This window comes from Paraburkholderia sp. CI2 (genome assembly GCF_014201055.1).
Taxonomy (GTDB): domain Bacteria; phylum Pseudomonadota; class Gammaproteobacteria; order Burkholderiales; family Burkholderiaceae; genus Paraburkholderia; species Paraburkholderia tuberum.
On sequence record NZ_JACHDL010000021.1, the window covers coordinates 60887 to 75744 of the forward strand.

At 63.0% G+C, this 14858-nt stretch carries 12 protein-coding genes; 11 read left to right on the plus strand and 1 reads right to left on the minus strand.

What is annotated here, in order from left to right; all coding sequences use genetic code 11:
- Positions 1-6 precede the first annotated feature (6 nt).
- The 3 genes from carB (at position 7) to HDG32_RS25415 (ending at position 4421) form a co-directional block, all read left to right on the plus strand.
- The gene (carB, locus tag HDG32_RS25405; RefSeq protein WP_184071661.1) at positions 7-3261 is read left to right on the plus strand and encodes a carbamoyl-phosphate synthase large subunit; all 3255 of its coding nucleotides are present in this window, start codon (positions 7-9) and stop codon (positions 3259-3261) included.
- Positions 3262-3414: 153 nt separating this feature from the next.
- Complete coding sequence (gene greA, locus HDG32_RS25410) at positions 3415-3891, plus strand: transcription elongation factor GreA (protein WP_026225947.1); 477 nt, start codon at positions 3415-3417, stop codon at positions 3889-3891.
- Positions 3892-3911: 20 nt separating this feature from the next.
- Positions 3912-4421: a DUF4149 domain-containing protein gene (locus HDG32_RS25415; protein ID WP_026225946.1), complete on the plus strand. Its 510-nt coding sequence runs from the start codon at positions 3912-3914 to the stop codon at positions 4419-4421.
- Between the two features lie 201 nt (positions 4422-4622).
- Here the strand turns inward: HDG32_RS25415 and HDG32_RS25420 are convergent, their stop codons facing one another.
- Positions 4623-5150: a YhbY family RNA-binding protein gene (locus HDG32_RS25420; RefSeq protein WP_026225945.1), complete on the minus strand. Its 528-nt coding sequence runs from the start codon at positions 5148-5150 to the stop codon at positions 4623-4625.
- Between the two features lie 197 nt (positions 5151-5347).
- On the opposite strand from HDG32_RS25420, the gene HDG32_RS25425 reads away from it, so the two are divergent.
- From HDG32_RS25425 to pstB, 8 genes are all read left to right on the plus strand, one after another.
- Positions 5348-6010, plus strand: a complete 663-nt coding sequence (locus tag HDG32_RS25425; protein ID WP_184028328.1) for an RlmE family RNA methyltransferase — start codon at positions 5348-5350, stop codon at positions 6008-6010.
- 190 nt (positions 6011-6200) lie between these two features.
- Positions 6201-8090: an ATP-dependent zinc metalloprotease FtsH gene (gene ftsH, locus HDG32_RS25430; protein ID WP_018421239.1), complete on the plus strand. Its 1890-nt coding sequence runs from the start codon at positions 6201-6203 to the stop codon at positions 8088-8090.
- Positions 8091-8260: 170 nt separating this feature from the next.
- The gene (gene folP / locus HDG32_RS25435) at positions 8261-9073 is read left to right on the plus strand and encodes a dihydropteroate synthase (protein ID WP_184071745.1); all 813 of its coding nucleotides are present in this window, start codon (positions 8261-8263) and stop codon (positions 9071-9073) included.
- Between the two features lie 29 nt (positions 9074-9102).
- Positions 9103-10461, plus strand: coding sequence for a phosphoglucosamine mutase (gene glmM, locus HDG32_RS25440; protein WP_184071664.1), 1359 nt, complete (start codon positions 9103-9105; stop codon positions 10459-10461).
- 420 nt (positions 10462-10881) lie between these two features.
- Complete coding sequence (pstS, locus tag HDG32_RS25445; RefSeq protein ID WP_184071666.1) at positions 10882-11913, plus strand: phosphate ABC transporter substrate-binding protein PstS; 1032 nt, start codon at positions 10882-10884, stop codon at positions 11911-11913.
- Between the two features lie 160 nt (positions 11914-12073).
- On the plus strand, positions 12074-13075 hold the full coding sequence (gene pstC / locus HDG32_RS25450; RefSeq protein ID WP_184071668.1) for a phosphate ABC transporter permease PstC: 1002 nt from the start codon (positions 12074-12076) through the stop codon (positions 13073-13075).
- The gene (gene pstA, locus HDG32_RS25455; RefSeq protein ID WP_184071670.1) at positions 13072-13968 is read left to right on the plus strand and encodes a phosphate ABC transporter permease PstA; all 897 of its coding nucleotides are present in this window, start codon (positions 13072-13074) and stop codon (positions 13966-13968) included. The genes pstC and pstA overlap by 4 nt, the downstream gene beginning before the upstream one ends.
- Before the next feature lie 16 nt (positions 13969-13984).
- Positions 13985-14830, plus strand: a complete 846-nt coding sequence (gene pstB / locus HDG32_RS25460; protein ID WP_184071672.1) for a phosphate ABC transporter ATP-binding protein PstB — start codon at positions 13985-13987, stop codon at positions 14828-14830.
- Positions 14831-14858 lie beyond the last annotated feature (28 nt).

Sequence of the window (14858 nt, forward strand, 5' to 3'; positions counted from 1 at the left end):
AGCGTTATGCCCAAGCGGACAGACATCAAGAGCATCCTCATCATCGGCGCGGGTCCGATCATCATCGGTCAGGCGTGCGAGTTCGATTATTCGGGCGCGCAGGCATGCAAGGCGCTGCGTGAGGAAGGCTACAAGGTCATTCTCGTCAACAGCAATCCGGCGACGATCATGACCGACCCGAACACGGCCGACGTGACCTATATCGAGCCGATCACGTGGGAAGTGGTCGAGCGCATCATCGCGAAGGAGCGCCCGGACGCGATCCTGCCGACGATGGGCGGCCAGACCGCGCTGAACTGCGCGCTCGACCTGCACGCGCACGGCGTGCTGGCGAAGTACGAGGTCGAGCTGATCGGCGCATCGCCGGAAGCGATCGACAAAGCGGAAGACCGCCAGAAGTTCAAGGACGCGATGACCAGGATCGGCCTCGGTTCGGCCAAGTCGGGCACCGCGCATTCGATGGAAGAAGCGCTGCAGGTGCAGGCGAAGATCGCCGTGGAAACTGGCAGCGGCGGCTATCCGGTCGTGATCCGTCCGTCGTTCACGCTGGGCGGCTCGGGCGGCGGCATCGCGTACAACCGCGACGAGTTCGAAGAGATCTGCAAGCGTGGGCTCGACCTGTCGCCGACGCGCGAGCTGCTGATCGAAGAGTCGCTGCTCGGCTGGAAAGAGTACGAAATGGAAGTGGTCCGCGACAAGGCGGATAACTGCATCATCGTCTGCTCGATCGAAAACCTCGACCCGATGGGCATCCACACCGGCGACTCGATCACGGTCGCTCCGGCGCAGACGCTGACCGACAAGGAATACCAGATCCTGCGTAACGCGTCGCTCGCGGTGCTGCGCGAGATCGGCGTCGACACGGGCGGCTCGAACGTGCAGTTCTCGATCAATCCGAAAGACGGCCGCATGATCGTGATCGAAATGAACCCGCGCGTGTCGCGGTCGTCGGCGCTGGCGTCGAAGGCAACCGGCTTCCCGATCGCGAAGGTCGCGGCGAAGCTGGCGGTCGGCTACACGCTGGATGAACTCAAGAACGAAATCACCGGCGGCCAGACCCCGGCGTCGTTCGAACCGACGATCGACTACGTCGTCACGAAAATCCCGCGTTTCGCGTTCGAGAAATTCCGTGAAGCCGATTCGCGCCTGACCACGCAGATGAAATCGGTCGGCGAAGTGATGGCGATCGGCCGCACGTTCCAGGAGTCGTTCCAGAAGGCGCTGCGCGGCCTCGAAGTCGGCGTCGATGGTCTCGATGAAAAGACCGCCAATCGCGACGAGATCATCCGCGAGATCGGCGAAGCTGGTCCGGATCGCATCTGGTATGTTGGCGACGCGTTCCGTGTGGGCATGAGCGCGCAAGAGATCTTCGAGGAGACCGCGATCGACCCGTGGTTCCTCGCACAGATCGAACAGATCGTGCTGAAGGAAAATGCGCTGGCAGGCCGCACGCTGGCGAGCCTGACGAAGGAGGAGCTGAAGTATCTGAAACAGAGCGGCTTCTCGGATCGTCGTCTGGCCAAGCTGCTCGGCGCGAAGCCGGCGGACGTGCGCGCGCGTCGTATCGAGTTGAACGTGCGTCCGGTCTATAAGCGCGTCGACACCTGCGCGGCCGAGTTCGCAACCAGGACCGCGTACATGTACTCGACCTACGAGGAAGAGTGCGAAGCGAATCCGACCAGCAACAGGAAGATCATGGTGCTGGGCGGCGGCCCGAACCGGATCGGCCAGGGTATCGAGTTCGACTACTGCTGCGTGCATGCCGCGCTCGCGATGCGCGAGGACGGCTATGAAACGATCATGGTCAACTGCAACCCGGAAACCGTGTCGACCGACTACGACACCTCCGACCGTCTGTACTTCGAATCGCTGACGCTCGAAGACGTGCTCGAAATCGTCGACAAGGAAAAGCCGGTCGGCGTGATCGTGCAGTACGGCGGCCAGACGCCGCTGAAGCTCGCGCTCGACCTCGAGGCGAACGGTGTGCCGATCATCGGTACGTCGCCGGACATGATCGACGCGGCCGAAGACCGCGAGCGCTTCCAGAAGCTGCTGCAGGACCTCGGTCTGCGCCAGCCGCCGAACCGCACCGCGCGCGCCGAAGACGAAGCACTGAAGCTCGCCGACGAAATCGGCTATCCGCTCGTCGTGCGTCCGTCGTACGTGCTGGGCGGCCGCGCCATGGAAATCGTCCACGAGCCGCGAGATCTCGAGCGCTATATGCGCGAGGCGGTGAAGGTGTCGAACGACTCGCCGGTGCTGCTCGACCGCTTCCTGAACGACGCGATCGAATGCGACGTGGATTGCATTTCCGATGGCGATGCCGTGTTCATCGGCGGCGTGATGGAGCACATCGAACAGGCGGGCGTGCACTCGGGCGACTCGGCCTGCTCGCTGCCGCCGTATTCGCTATCGAAGGCGACCGTCGCCGAACTGAAGAGCCAGACCGCTGCGATGGCGAAGGCGCTGAACGTGGTCGGCCTGATGAACGTGCAGTTCGCGATCCAGCAGGTACCGCAGGCTGACGGCTCGAAGGACGACGTCATCTACGTGCTCGAAGTGAACCCGCGCGCGTCGCGCACGGTGCCGTACGTGTCGAAGGCGACCAGCCTGCCGCTCGCGAAGATCGCAGCGCGCGCGATGGTCGGCCAGAAGCTCGCCGCGCAAGGCGTGACGAAGGAAGTCGAGCCGCCGTACTTCAGCGTGAAGGAAGCGGTGTTCCCGTTCGTCAAGTTCCCCGCGGTCGACCCGGTGCTCGGACCTGAAATGCGTTCGACCGGCGAAGTGATGGGCGTCGGCCAGACGTTCGGCGAGGCTCTGTTCAAGTCGCAGCTCGCGGCGGGTTCGCGTCTGCCCGAATCGGGCACGGTGCTGCTGACCGTGATGGACGCCGACAAACCGAAGGCAGTCGAAGTCGCGCGCATGCTGCACGAGCTCGGCTACCCGATCGTCGCGACCAAGGGCACGGCTGCCGCGATCGAAGCGGCCGGCGTGCCAGTCAAGGTCGTCAACAAGGTGAAGGACGGCCGTCCGCACATCGTCGACATGATCAAGAACGGCGAGATCGCGCTCGTTTTCACGACCGTCGACGAAACGCGCGCGGCGATCGCCGATTCGCGTTCGATCCGCATGAGCGCGCAGGCGAACAAGGTCACCTACTACACGACGATGTCGGGCGCGCGCGCGGCGGTGGAGGGTCTTCGTTATCTGAAGAACCTGGAAGTCTATGATTTACAAGGACTCCATGCTCGCCTAAACTAAGGCTTCGACTAGCTGTCCAAGATGTAAGTGCCGCGGTTAAGCGGCGTTCCGCAGGTGCTGCGGCCCGGGTTTGTCCACGGGCGGCGGCTTTCGCGGAATGCACTTAACCGCGGTGATTTTTTTTATGGCCGTTTTTTGCCTCCAGAGTTGTTTATGAGCACTATTCCATTGACGAAGCGCGGCGCAGACATGCTGCGCGATGAATTGCAGCGCCTGAAATCGGTTGAACGTCCGGCCGTGATCAACTCGATCGCGGAAGCGCGCGCCCAGGGCGATCTGTCGGAAAACGCGGAATACGACGCTGCGAAGGAAAAGCAGGGCTTCATCGAAGGCCGTATCGCCGAAATCGAGTCGAAGCTCGCGGGCGCGCAGGTGATCGATCCGTCGCAAGTGGAAGCGGACGGCCGCGTGGTGTTCGGCGCGACGCTCGAGCTCGAAGACCTCGAGTCGGGTGCGTCGGTCAAATACCAGATCGTCGGCGACGACGAAGCGGACATCGACCACGGCCTGATCTCGATCAGCTCGCCGATCGCGCGTGCGCTGATCGGCAAGTCGGAAGGCGACGTCGCGTCGGTGCAAGCACCGGGCGGCGTGCGCGAATACGAAATCATCGCGGTCAGCTACATCTGAGGGTGGCGCCGGTGTCTTTGATGCCGCATCGTTTTTTCCGCCTGTTGACGGTGGTGTGGGTCGGTAGTCTGTTGACTATCGGCTATGCGGTTGCGCCCGTGCTGTTCACGACGCTCGACCGGATGACGGCGGGCGCCGTCGCCGCGCAGCTGTTTCGTATTCAGGGTGTGATTGGCGTCGTGTGCGGCATTTTGCTGCTCGGTCTCGCCAATTTGCTCGTGCGGCGCGGGAGTGGCGCATATCGCCGCTTGCGCTGGCTGCTCGCCGGTATGCTCGTATGCGTGCTGGTTGGCTATTTCGCGTTGCAGCCGTTCATGAACGCGATGCGCGTGGCGGCGCTCGAGGCGGGCAGCGACATCGGGCATTCCGTTTATGCGACGCGCTTCGGCATCCTGCATGGCGTGTCCAGTCTGTTCTACCTGATCGAGAGCCTGCTAGGGGTTGCGCTCGTTTGGCTGCTGCCGGCGCCTGTTGGTGCCGCGGCCGAGGAAGAGGGCGCGCGCGGCGTCACGGGCAAGGTGGCGGGCTGAAGCTCGCGGGTGGCTGATGGTGTGACGGTGCGCGTGCCATGGCCGCCGGGTCGATGCCGATACCCGCGATGAACCTCACATTGCGACGAATCGTCGCGATTCCGGTGTCCAACTACGGTTTATTCGCGCTGCTTCGGGCCTCGCGCTCAAGGCCGCCAATGCGCAGTGCGGAGTCGGTCCGCACCTTGGGCGCGTGTTCTCTTACTTCGACTGATGCGAACGCTTTGCGCTGGTTTGACGCTTCTTCGCGCGCTTGATGTTGCCGCCCTGCGTCACGCGTTCATTGCCGCGCACCAGCACCGCTTTCGCTCGCGGCTTGCGCATCGGCACGTCGGTCGGCTTGGCGACCTTGACGATGCGGGGTGCGCGTCCCTTGGCCGGCCGGGTTTCTTCGGCTGCCGCTTCGCGGGCGCTCGGCAACGCGCCGCGCTTCGCTTTTGCCGCCGGCTGCGCCGATTCTGGCTTCCAGATCACGAGCAGCTTGCCGATATGCTGGATCGGTGCAGCGTTCAACGCATCGCAGATTTCTTCGTAGATAGCGATGCGCTCCTCGCGCTCATCGCCGAACACGCGAATTTTGATCAGTTGATGCGCGGCGAGGTGCACCTTGATTTCGGCGAGCACAGCGTCGGTCAAGCCTTCGGCGCCGACGAGCACGACCGGTTTGAGCGCATGTGCCTGGGAGCGCAACTCGGCGCGTTGGTCGGAAGAGACTTTGAGGGCTGGCATGGAAAGTGGAAGACTCGACTAAAATGGCGGCTCCTGCGTTTGCGTCCGATCGCCGAGCGATTCGGGCCACTCGATTCAGCAGGGCGCGCGTCAGAACAACAGAATCGCGGATCGCCGCCAGTCTGGCGGGGGCCGCGCGAATTAACCGCGTATTATCCCCTAAAGCGCGACCCGACGCAGCAATAGTTAAATCTTTAATGGCAAAAAACAAGTTCAATACCGCGTGGCTGCACGACCACATCAACGATCCGTACGTCAAAATGGCGCAGCGGGAAGGTTATCGCGCCCGCGCGGCCTACAAGCTCAAGGAAATCGACGAGCAGGACAAGCTGATCCGTCCCGGGCAGGTGATCGTCGATCTCGGTTCCTCGCCGGGCAGCTGGAGCCAGTACGTGCGCAACAAGCTCGCGGGCGGCTCGCAGCGCAACGCGGAGCGCGAAGGTGGCATCGACGGCACGATCATCGCTTTGGACATTCTGCCAATGGAGCCGGTGGCCGACGTGCACTTCATCCAGGGCGATTTCCGCGAAGACTCGGTGCTGGTCCAGCTCGAAGAATTGGTCGGTGCGCGCCAGGTAGACCTTGTAATTTCGGATATGGCGCCCAACCTGTCGGGCGTGGCGATCGCGGATGCGGCGCGGATCGAGCATTTATGCGATCTCGCGCTCGAATTCGCGCAAAATCACCTGAAGCCGGATGGTGCCCTTTTAGTCAAATGCTTTCACGGCAGCGGATACAGTCAGATTGTCGAAAAGTTCAAACGCCAATTCAAGGTGGTGGCGGCCCGCAAGCCGAAGGCGTCGCGGGATAAATCGTCAGAAACATTTATTTTGGGTAAGCATCTGAAGCGTCCCGCATAGGGATGCGGCGAGCCGGTTCCATCTCTGCCAATAATGAGCCCGATGCGTCCGGAGACGGGCGTCAAGCCGGCCCGCTACCCTATTTCCGTGGTAGTGAAACGTTATGGCAGGGGGCTGCGGACTGGATTAGAATGCTTTCGTGGTGCCGCAAGGCAAATGTAGGCGCCCGTCTAAGTGAAGGAGTGGTGCTTTGAACAACAATATGTTTTCGAAAGCAGCAGTGTGGCTGGTGATCGCACTGGTGCTGTTTACGGTGTTCAAGCAGTTCGACAAGCCCCGTGTCCAGGAAGGCGTTTCCTATTCGCAGTTCATGGACGACGCGAAGAACGGCAAAGTCAAGAACGTCATTGTCCAGGGGCGGAACCTCACGGTCACTCCAGCAGACGGCCAGAAGTACCAGATCGTGTCGCCCGGCGACATCTGGATGGTCGGCGATCTGATGAAGTATGGCGTACAGGTGAGCGGCAAGGCTGACGACGAACCCAATGCACTGATGTCCGTGCTGTATTACCTCGGACCGACGATCCTGATCATCGGTTTCTGGTTTTACATGATGCGACAGATGCAGGGGGGCGGCAAAGGCGGGGCCTTCTCGTTTGGCAAGTCGCGCGCGCGGCTGATCGACGAGAACAACAACGCAATCAATTTCACCGACGTCGCCGGTTGCGACGAAGCCAAGGAAGAAGTGTCGGAACTCGTCGACTTCCTGCGCGATCCGCAGAAATTCCAGAAGCTCGGTGGTCGTATTCCGCGCGGCGTGCTGCTCGTTGGCCCGCCGGGAACCGGTAAGACGCTGCTCGCGCGCGCCATCGCCGGCGAGGCGAAGGTGCCGTTCTTCAGCATTTCAGGTTCAGATTTCGTGGAAATGTTCGTCGGCGTCGGCGCGGCCCGCGTGCGCGACATGTTCGAGCAGGCCAAGAAGCACGCGCCGTGTATCGTGTTCATCGACGAAATCGACGCGGTCGGCCGTCATCGAGGCGCCGGCATGGGCGGCGGTAACGACGAGCGCGAACAGACGCTGAACCAGATGCTCGTCGAAATGGACGGTTTCGAGGCGAACTCGGGCGTCATCGTGATCGCCGCGACGAACCGTTCGGATGTGCTCGACAAGGCGCTGTTGCGTCCGGGCCGTTTCGACCGTCAGGTGTACGTGGGTCTGCCCGATATTCGCGGCCGCGAGCACATCATGAAGGTGCACCTGCGCAAGGTGCCGATCTCGAACGACGTCGATGCGGCAGTGATCGCGCGCGGCACGCCGGGTTTCTCGGGCGCAGATCTCGCAAACCTCGTCAACGAAGCAGCACTGTTCGCGGCGCGCCGCGGCAAGCGCATCGTCGAAATGACGGACTTCGAGGACGCGAAGGACAAGATCTTCATGGGTCCGGAGCGCAAGTCGGCTGTGATCCGCGAAGAATCGAAGCGTGCTACCGCGTATCACGAATCGGGTCATGCGGTGATCGCGAAGCTGTTGCCGAAGGCCGATCCGGTGCACAAGGTCACGATCATTCCGCGCGGCCGTGCGCTGGGCGTCACATGGCAGTTGCCGGAGCATGACAACGAAACGTACTCGAAGGAATATCTGCTCGACCGTCTTGCCATCCTGTTCGGTGGCCGCGTCGCGGAAGAGCTGTTCCTCAACCTGATCAGCACCGGTGCGTCGGACGACTTCAACAAGGCGACGCAGACGGCTCGCGCAATGGTTGCCCGCTTCGGCATGACGGATGCGCTCGGACCGATGGTCTATGTCGACGACGAGAACGACGCTTCGCCGTTCGGCCGAGGCTTCACGCGGACCATTTCGGAAGCGACGCAGCAGAAGGTCGACGCGGAAATCCGTCATGTGCTGGACGAGCAGTACAATCTCGCACGGCGCCTGCTCGAAGAGAACCGCGACAAGGTCGAAGCGATGACCGCCGCACTGATGGAGTGGGAGACGATCGACGCCGATCAGATCAACGACATCATGGCAGGCCGTCCGCCGCGTTCGCCGAAGAGCTCGCCGCCGTCGGCAAGCGACGCCTCGTCGGGCGGCAGCCCGGGCACCGAAGTCAAGCCGGGCAGCGCAACCGCGCCGGCCTGATCGGCAGCCAGTAGAAAGTGCGGGCCGGTGTGCTACACACCGGCCCGTTTTGCATTTATCCGTTCCAAGTGAAGCATTGCTACGTGTCGAAAGTCGATTCCTCTTCCGCACCCCTTCCAGAGCCGCTGCAGTGTGGCCGCTTCAAGCTGACGTTCGAACGCCCGTTGGTCATGGGCATCCTGAACGTCACTCCCGATTCCTTTTCCGATGGCGGCAAGTTCGCGACGCGCGGCGATGCGCTGCGCCAGGCCGAGCGCATGATGCTTGAGGGCGCGGACATCATCGATATCGGCGGGGAATCGACGCGTCCTGGCGCGCCGCCGGTGCCGCTCGACGAAGAGCTGGAGCGCGTGTTGCCGCTCGTCGAGCAACTGCGTGGCGCGAACGTGCCATTGTCGGTTGATACGTACAAGCCGGAAGTGATGCGTTATGCGTTGAACGCGGGCGCCGACCTGATCAACGACATCTGGGGCTTCCGCATGCCCGGCGCGATCGACGCGGTGCGCGACAGCGACTGCGGCCTTTGTGTCATGCATATGCTAGGTGAGCCGCAGACCATGCAGCTGGGCGAGCCGCACTATGACGACGTCGTCGGCGAAGTGCGCCACTTTCTCGAGGAGCGTGTCGCGACGTTGCAGCAGGCGGGGATTGCGCGCGAGCGTATCAGCGTCGATCCGGGTTTCGGCTTCGGCAAGGTCGTCGTCGAGCATAACTACGCGCTGCTCGCGCATCTGCGCGACACGGCTCCGCGCGCCGCTTCGCCGTATCCGATTCTTGCGGGCATGTCGCGCAAGTCGATGGTTGGCGCGGTGACGGGGCGGCCGGCGCCGGAGCGCGTGGCCGGCAGCATCGCCGCGGCGGTGTGCGCGGCCGAACGGGGCGCCGCGATTCTGCGCGTACACGACGTCGCGCAAACAGTCGATGCATTGAAAGTATGGGCAACCCTGCGCGACGCGGACAAGCAGAGCCGCGCGCACGGTTGAACCCGCAGCCACGGACAGGGAGAACAAACATGGCACGTCGTTACTTCGGAACGGACGGCATTCGAGGCAAGGTCGGCGAAGGCCCGATCACGCCGGAATTCGTGTTGCGGCTCGGCTATGCGGCCGGCAAGGTGCTCGCGGGCGCCGATCAATGGGCGAAAACAGGCACCCGTCCGACCGTGCTGATCGGCAAGGACACGCGGGTGTCGGGCTACATGCTCGAAGCCGCGCTCGAATCGGGCTTCTCGGCCGCCGGCGTCGACGTGATGCTGGCCGGCCCGATGCCGACACCCGGCATCGCCTATCTGACGCGCGCACTGCGGCTTGGCGCGGGTGTCGTGATCAGCGCATCGCACAACCCGTACTACGACAACGGCATCAAGTTCTTCTCGGCCGACGGCAACAAGCTGCCGGACGACGTCGAGGCGCAGATCGAGGAGCAGCTCGAACTGCCGCTCGCGTGCGCGGCCTCCGAGCAACTGGGCAAAGCGCGCCGTCTCGATGACGCAGGTGGCCGCTACATCGAGTTCTGCAAGAGCACATTCCCGGCCGCGTACGACCTGCGCGGCATGAAGCTCGTCGTCGATTGCGCGCATGGCGCCGCGTACGACGTCGCGCCGCACGTGTTCCATGAGCTCGGCGCGGAGGTGATCCCGATCGGCGTCTCGCCGAACGGCTTCAATATCAACGACGGCGTCGGCGCGACCGCGCCGGATGCGCTGGTTCGCGCGGTGCGCGCGAACCACGCGGACCTCGGTATCGCGCTCGATGGCGACGCCGACCGTCTGCAGGTCGTCGACGAGTCCGGCCGCCTTTTCAACGGCGACGAGCTGTTGTACGTGCTGGTCAAGGACCGTATGGCGACCGCCGGCCACGTGGAAGGAGTGGTCGGCACGCTGATGACCAACATGGCCGTGGAGGTCGCGCTGCAGAATGCCGGCGTCAAGTTCGTGCGCGCCGCGGTCGGCGACCGCTATGTGCTCGAACAGCTTCGCGAGCACGGCTGGCAGCTCGGCGCCGAAGGTTCGGGCCACATTCTGTCACTCGATCGCCATTCGACCGGCGACGGCATCGTGTCCGCTCTGCTCGTGCTGGCGGCGATGCAGCGCAGCGGCAAATCGCTCGCGGATCTGCTCGACGGCGTCACCCTGTTTCCGCAGAAGCTGATCAACGTACGCATGAAGCCCGGCTCGGACTGGAAGGGCAGCGAGACGATCCGCAGTGCGATCAAGGTGGCCGAAGGCGCGCTCGACGGCCGCGGCCGCGTGCTAATTCGCGCGTCGGGCACCGAGCCGGTACTGCGCGTGATGGTGGAGGCGCAGAACGTCGCGGACGCGCTCGAGCATTCTGAAGCGATTGCCGAAGCCGTGCGGGTAGCGACGGCCTGATCGATTCCCGAGTCGACGGCGGGCGGTGGCGACCGCTTGCCGCCTGCCTGAGCGTCGCAAGCAGAAGATTCAGCGGGCTCCATAAACTGCGTGGCCGGGCTTTCACACCCAACGAAGGCTCATTCCTCACCCCATCGAATCCCACTCCGCAGCCGCCAAAAGGACGGCACATCCCGCACAAAAACGACCTCCGCGCGCAGCGCAAACGTTCGCGCCCCATCTTTTTTGTCTACCATGAAAAATGCGATGCAACGGGCATCGGCACAGCGGCAATTCGGCGGCTTCGGCACCTTTCACGGGGTAATATTACTGTCACATCTGATTCATTATCAGTCACGTTTTTGTCATAAAGAGACCCTAAGCTTCGCGGTGTTCGAGTTTCACGCTCACACCACACGCTCACACCCCCTTGGAGGTCTCATGAAATTGATGCAAACCGTGTTCGCTGGCGTCGCTGGCGCGCTCTTCGCAATCGCAGCGCAAGCCGCAGACATCACCGGCGCGGGCAGCACGTTCGCGGCACCGATTTACACGAAGTGGGCCGACGCTTATCAGAAGACCGGCGGCGGCAAGGTTAACTACCAAGGCATCGGTTCGTCGGGCGGCATCAAGCAGATCGAGGCGAAGACCGTCGATTTCGCAGGGTCGGACGCTCCGCTGAAGGACGACGAACTCGCGAAGGCAGGCCTGTTCCAGTTCCCGACGGTGGTCGGCGGCGTGGTGCCGGCAGTCAACGTGCCGGGCGTCAAGCCGGGCGAGCTGGTGCTGTCGGGTGAAGTGCTCGGTGACATCTACCTGGGCAAGATCAAGAAGTGGAACGACCCGGCAATCGTCGCGCTGAATTCGAAGGTCAAGCTGCCGGATCTGGACATCGCCGTGGTGCGCCGCGCCGATGGTTCGGGCACCAGCTTCATCTGGACGAACTACCTGTCGAAGGTCAACCCGGAATGGAAGACGAAGGTCGGTGAAGGTGCGACGGTCAACTGGCCGACCGGCACGGGCGGCAAGGGCAACGACGGCGTCGCGGCTTTCGTGCAGCGTCTGCCGGGCGCGATCGGTTACGTCGAATGGGCGTACGCCAAGCAGAACCACATGAACTACGTCGCGATGAAGAACGAATCCGGCGCGGTGGTTCAGCCGGAGACCGACACGTTCAAGGCAGCGGCGGCCGGCGCCGACTGGTCGAAGTCGTTCTATCAGATCCTGACGAACGAGCCGGGCAAGAACGCATGGCCGATCGTCGGCGCGACGTTCGTGCTGCTGCACACGACGCAGGACAAGGCACCGCAAGGCGCGGAAACGCTGAAGTTCTTCGACTGGGCGTTCAAGAACGGCGGCCAGGCTGCGAACGATCTGGACTACATCTCGCTGCCGCAGTCGGTCGTCTCGGAAATCCGCACGCAGTGGAAGCAGAAGGTCAAGGATTCGGCAGGCAAGACGCTCGCCGAGTAACAGGCGTTAGCTGGCGCGGTCGATCTGGGCCGCGCCCTGTAGCACCCCGGCCGTCCTCGTGCGAGGACGGCCTGTGACTTTCACGCGGCATGCGCCGCATGCATCACCGACCGCCCGACATGTGTCGTCCGGCAACTGGAAACAGGTCCCTCAGGCTCTCATGTCCGATATTCATTTAGGGTCCGGCACGAGCCGGGCCACTCCGCCTGGCAGCGCGTCGCAGCAGAAAGCGCCTGGCCGCTCGGGCGATGTGATCTTCGGCGGCCTCGCACGCCTTTCCGCCATCGTCACGCTGCTGCTGCTCGGCGGCATCATCGTGTCGCTGATCGTCGCCTCGATGCCGTCGATTCGCGAGTTCGGTCTCGCGTTCCTGTGGACGGCGGTGTGGGATCCACCCAGCAAGCAATTTGGCGCGCTCGTGCCGATCTACGGCACTCTCGCGACGTCGATCATCGCTCTGCTCATCGCGGTGCCCGTCAGCTTCGGTATCGCGCTGTTTCTGACTGAACTGTCGCCCGCGTGGCTGCGCCGGCCGCTCGGCATCGCGATCGAGCTGCTCGCCGCGATTCCGTCGATCGTGTACGGCATGTGGGGTCTGCTCGTGTTCGCGCCGATCTTCGCGGTGTGGTTCCAGAAGCCGTTAGGCGCGGTGCTCGGCGGCATTCCGATCGTCGGCGCGCTGTTCGCCGGTCCGCCGATCGGCATCGGCATTCTGTGCGCGGGCGTGATCCTTGCGATCATGATCATCCCGTACATCGCAGCGGTGATGCGCGACGTGTTCGAAGTCACGCCGGTGCTGCTGAAGGAATCGGCGTACGGTATCGGCTGCACGACGTGGGAAGTGATGTGGAAGATCGTGCTGCCGTTCACGAAGAGCGGTGTGATCGGCGGCGTCATGCTCGGTCTCGGCCGCGCGCTGGGTGAGACGATGGCGGTCACGTTCGTAATCGGCAACACCAACCTGCTCGACAATATTTCGCTGTTTTCGCCGGGCAACAGCATCACCTCGGCGCTCGCCAATGAGTTCGCGGAAGCGGAGCCGGGCCTGCATACGTCGGCGCTAATGGAACTCGGCCTGATCCTGTTCGTGATTACATTCATCGTGCTGGCGATTTCGAAAATCATGCTGCTGCGTCTTGAGAAAGGGGAGGGCGCGAAATGAGCGGGCCGTCCCTGAACATACCGGGTCTGAAGGACCCCGCGACGCTCGAAACGATGCGCGTGCGCCTGCAAGGACGCCGTCGCATGACGAACGCGCTCGCGCTGACGATGTCGCTCGCGGCGATGGCGTTCGGTCTCCTGTGGCTCGTGTGGATTCTCTATACGACGCTGCGTCTCGGTATCGGCGGTCTGTCGGTCGAGCTGTTCACGCAGTCGACGCCGCCGCCGAACACCGACGGCGGCGGTCTCGCCAACGCGATCGTCGGCAGCGTGATGCTGGTAGGGCTCGCAACGCTCGTCGGCACGCCGATCGGCATCATGGCGGGCGTCTATCTCGCCGAATACGGCCAGAAGGGCTGGCTCGCGAACCTCACGCGCTTCATCAACGACATCCTGTTGTCGGCGCCGTCGATCGTGATCGGTCTGTTCGTCTACGCGCTCGTCGTCGCGAAGATGGGCCACTTCAGCGGCTGGGCCGGCGCGTTCGCGCTCGCGTTGCTGCAGATTCCGATCGTGATCCGCACGACCGAAAACATGCTGAAACTCGTGCCGAGCGCGATGCGTGAAGCCGCGTTCGCGCTCGGCACGCCGAAGTGGAAGATGGTGCTGTCGATCACGCTGAAGGCGTCGATCGCGGGCGTCGTCACCGGTGTGCTGCTCGGGGTCGCGCGGATTGCCGGCGAAACCGCGCCTCTCCTCTTCACCGCGTTGTCGAACCAGTTCTTCTCGGTCGATATGGGCCAGCCGGTCGCCAACCTGCCGGTCACGATCTACAAGTTTGCGATGAGCCCGTTCGCGCAGTGGCAATCTCTCGCGTGGGCCGGCGTCTTCCTGATCACGCTCGCGGTGCTGGGACTGAACATCCTCGCGCGCGCGATCTTCTCGAACAAGTAAGGGCGGAGTGAATCCGATGAACATGGCAGAAACCCAACTCAATCCGACCGGGCACGCCGCGCCCGCGGGCTCCGACCCCGAAAGCAGCGCTCACGCACAAACGCCGTCGCATCCGAAGATCGAGGTCAAGGACCTCAACTTCTTCTACGGCAAGTATCACGCGCTGAAGAACATCAATCTGCAGATTCCCGAAGGCAAGGTGACCGCGTTCATCGGCCCGTCGGGCTGCGGCAAGTCCACGCTGCTGCGTACCTTCAACAAGATGTACGCGCTCTACCCGGAGCAGCGCGCGGAAGGCGAAATCGTGATGGACGGCGAAAACCTGCTGACCGTGCGCCAGGACATTTCGCTGCTGCGCGCGCGCATCGGCATGGTGTTCCAGAAGCCGACGCCGTTCCCGATGTCGATCTACGACAACATCGCGTTCGGCGTGAAGATGTTCGAGAAGCTGTCGCGCTCGGAAATGGACGATCGCGTCGAATGGGCGCTGACCAAGGCGGCGCTGTGGAACGAAGTGAAGGACAAGCTCGGCCAGAGCGGCTACGGTTTGTCGGGCGGCCAGCAGCAGCGTCTGTGCATCGCGCGCGGTATTGCAATTCGCCCCGAAGTGCTGCTGCTCGACGAGCCCTGCTCGGCGCTCGACCCGATTTCGACGGGCCGTATCGAAGAGCTGATCGCTGAACTCAAGAGCGACTACACGGTGGTGATCGTCACGCACAACATGCAGCAGGCGGCCCGCTGTTCGGACTACACTGCCTATATGTACCTCGGCGAACTGATCGAATTCGGCGACACCGAAAAGATCTTCATCAAGCCGGTCCGCAAGGAAACCGAGGACTACATCACCGGCCGCTTCGGCTAATCCGCCGGGCAATACAACGGAGTACGAC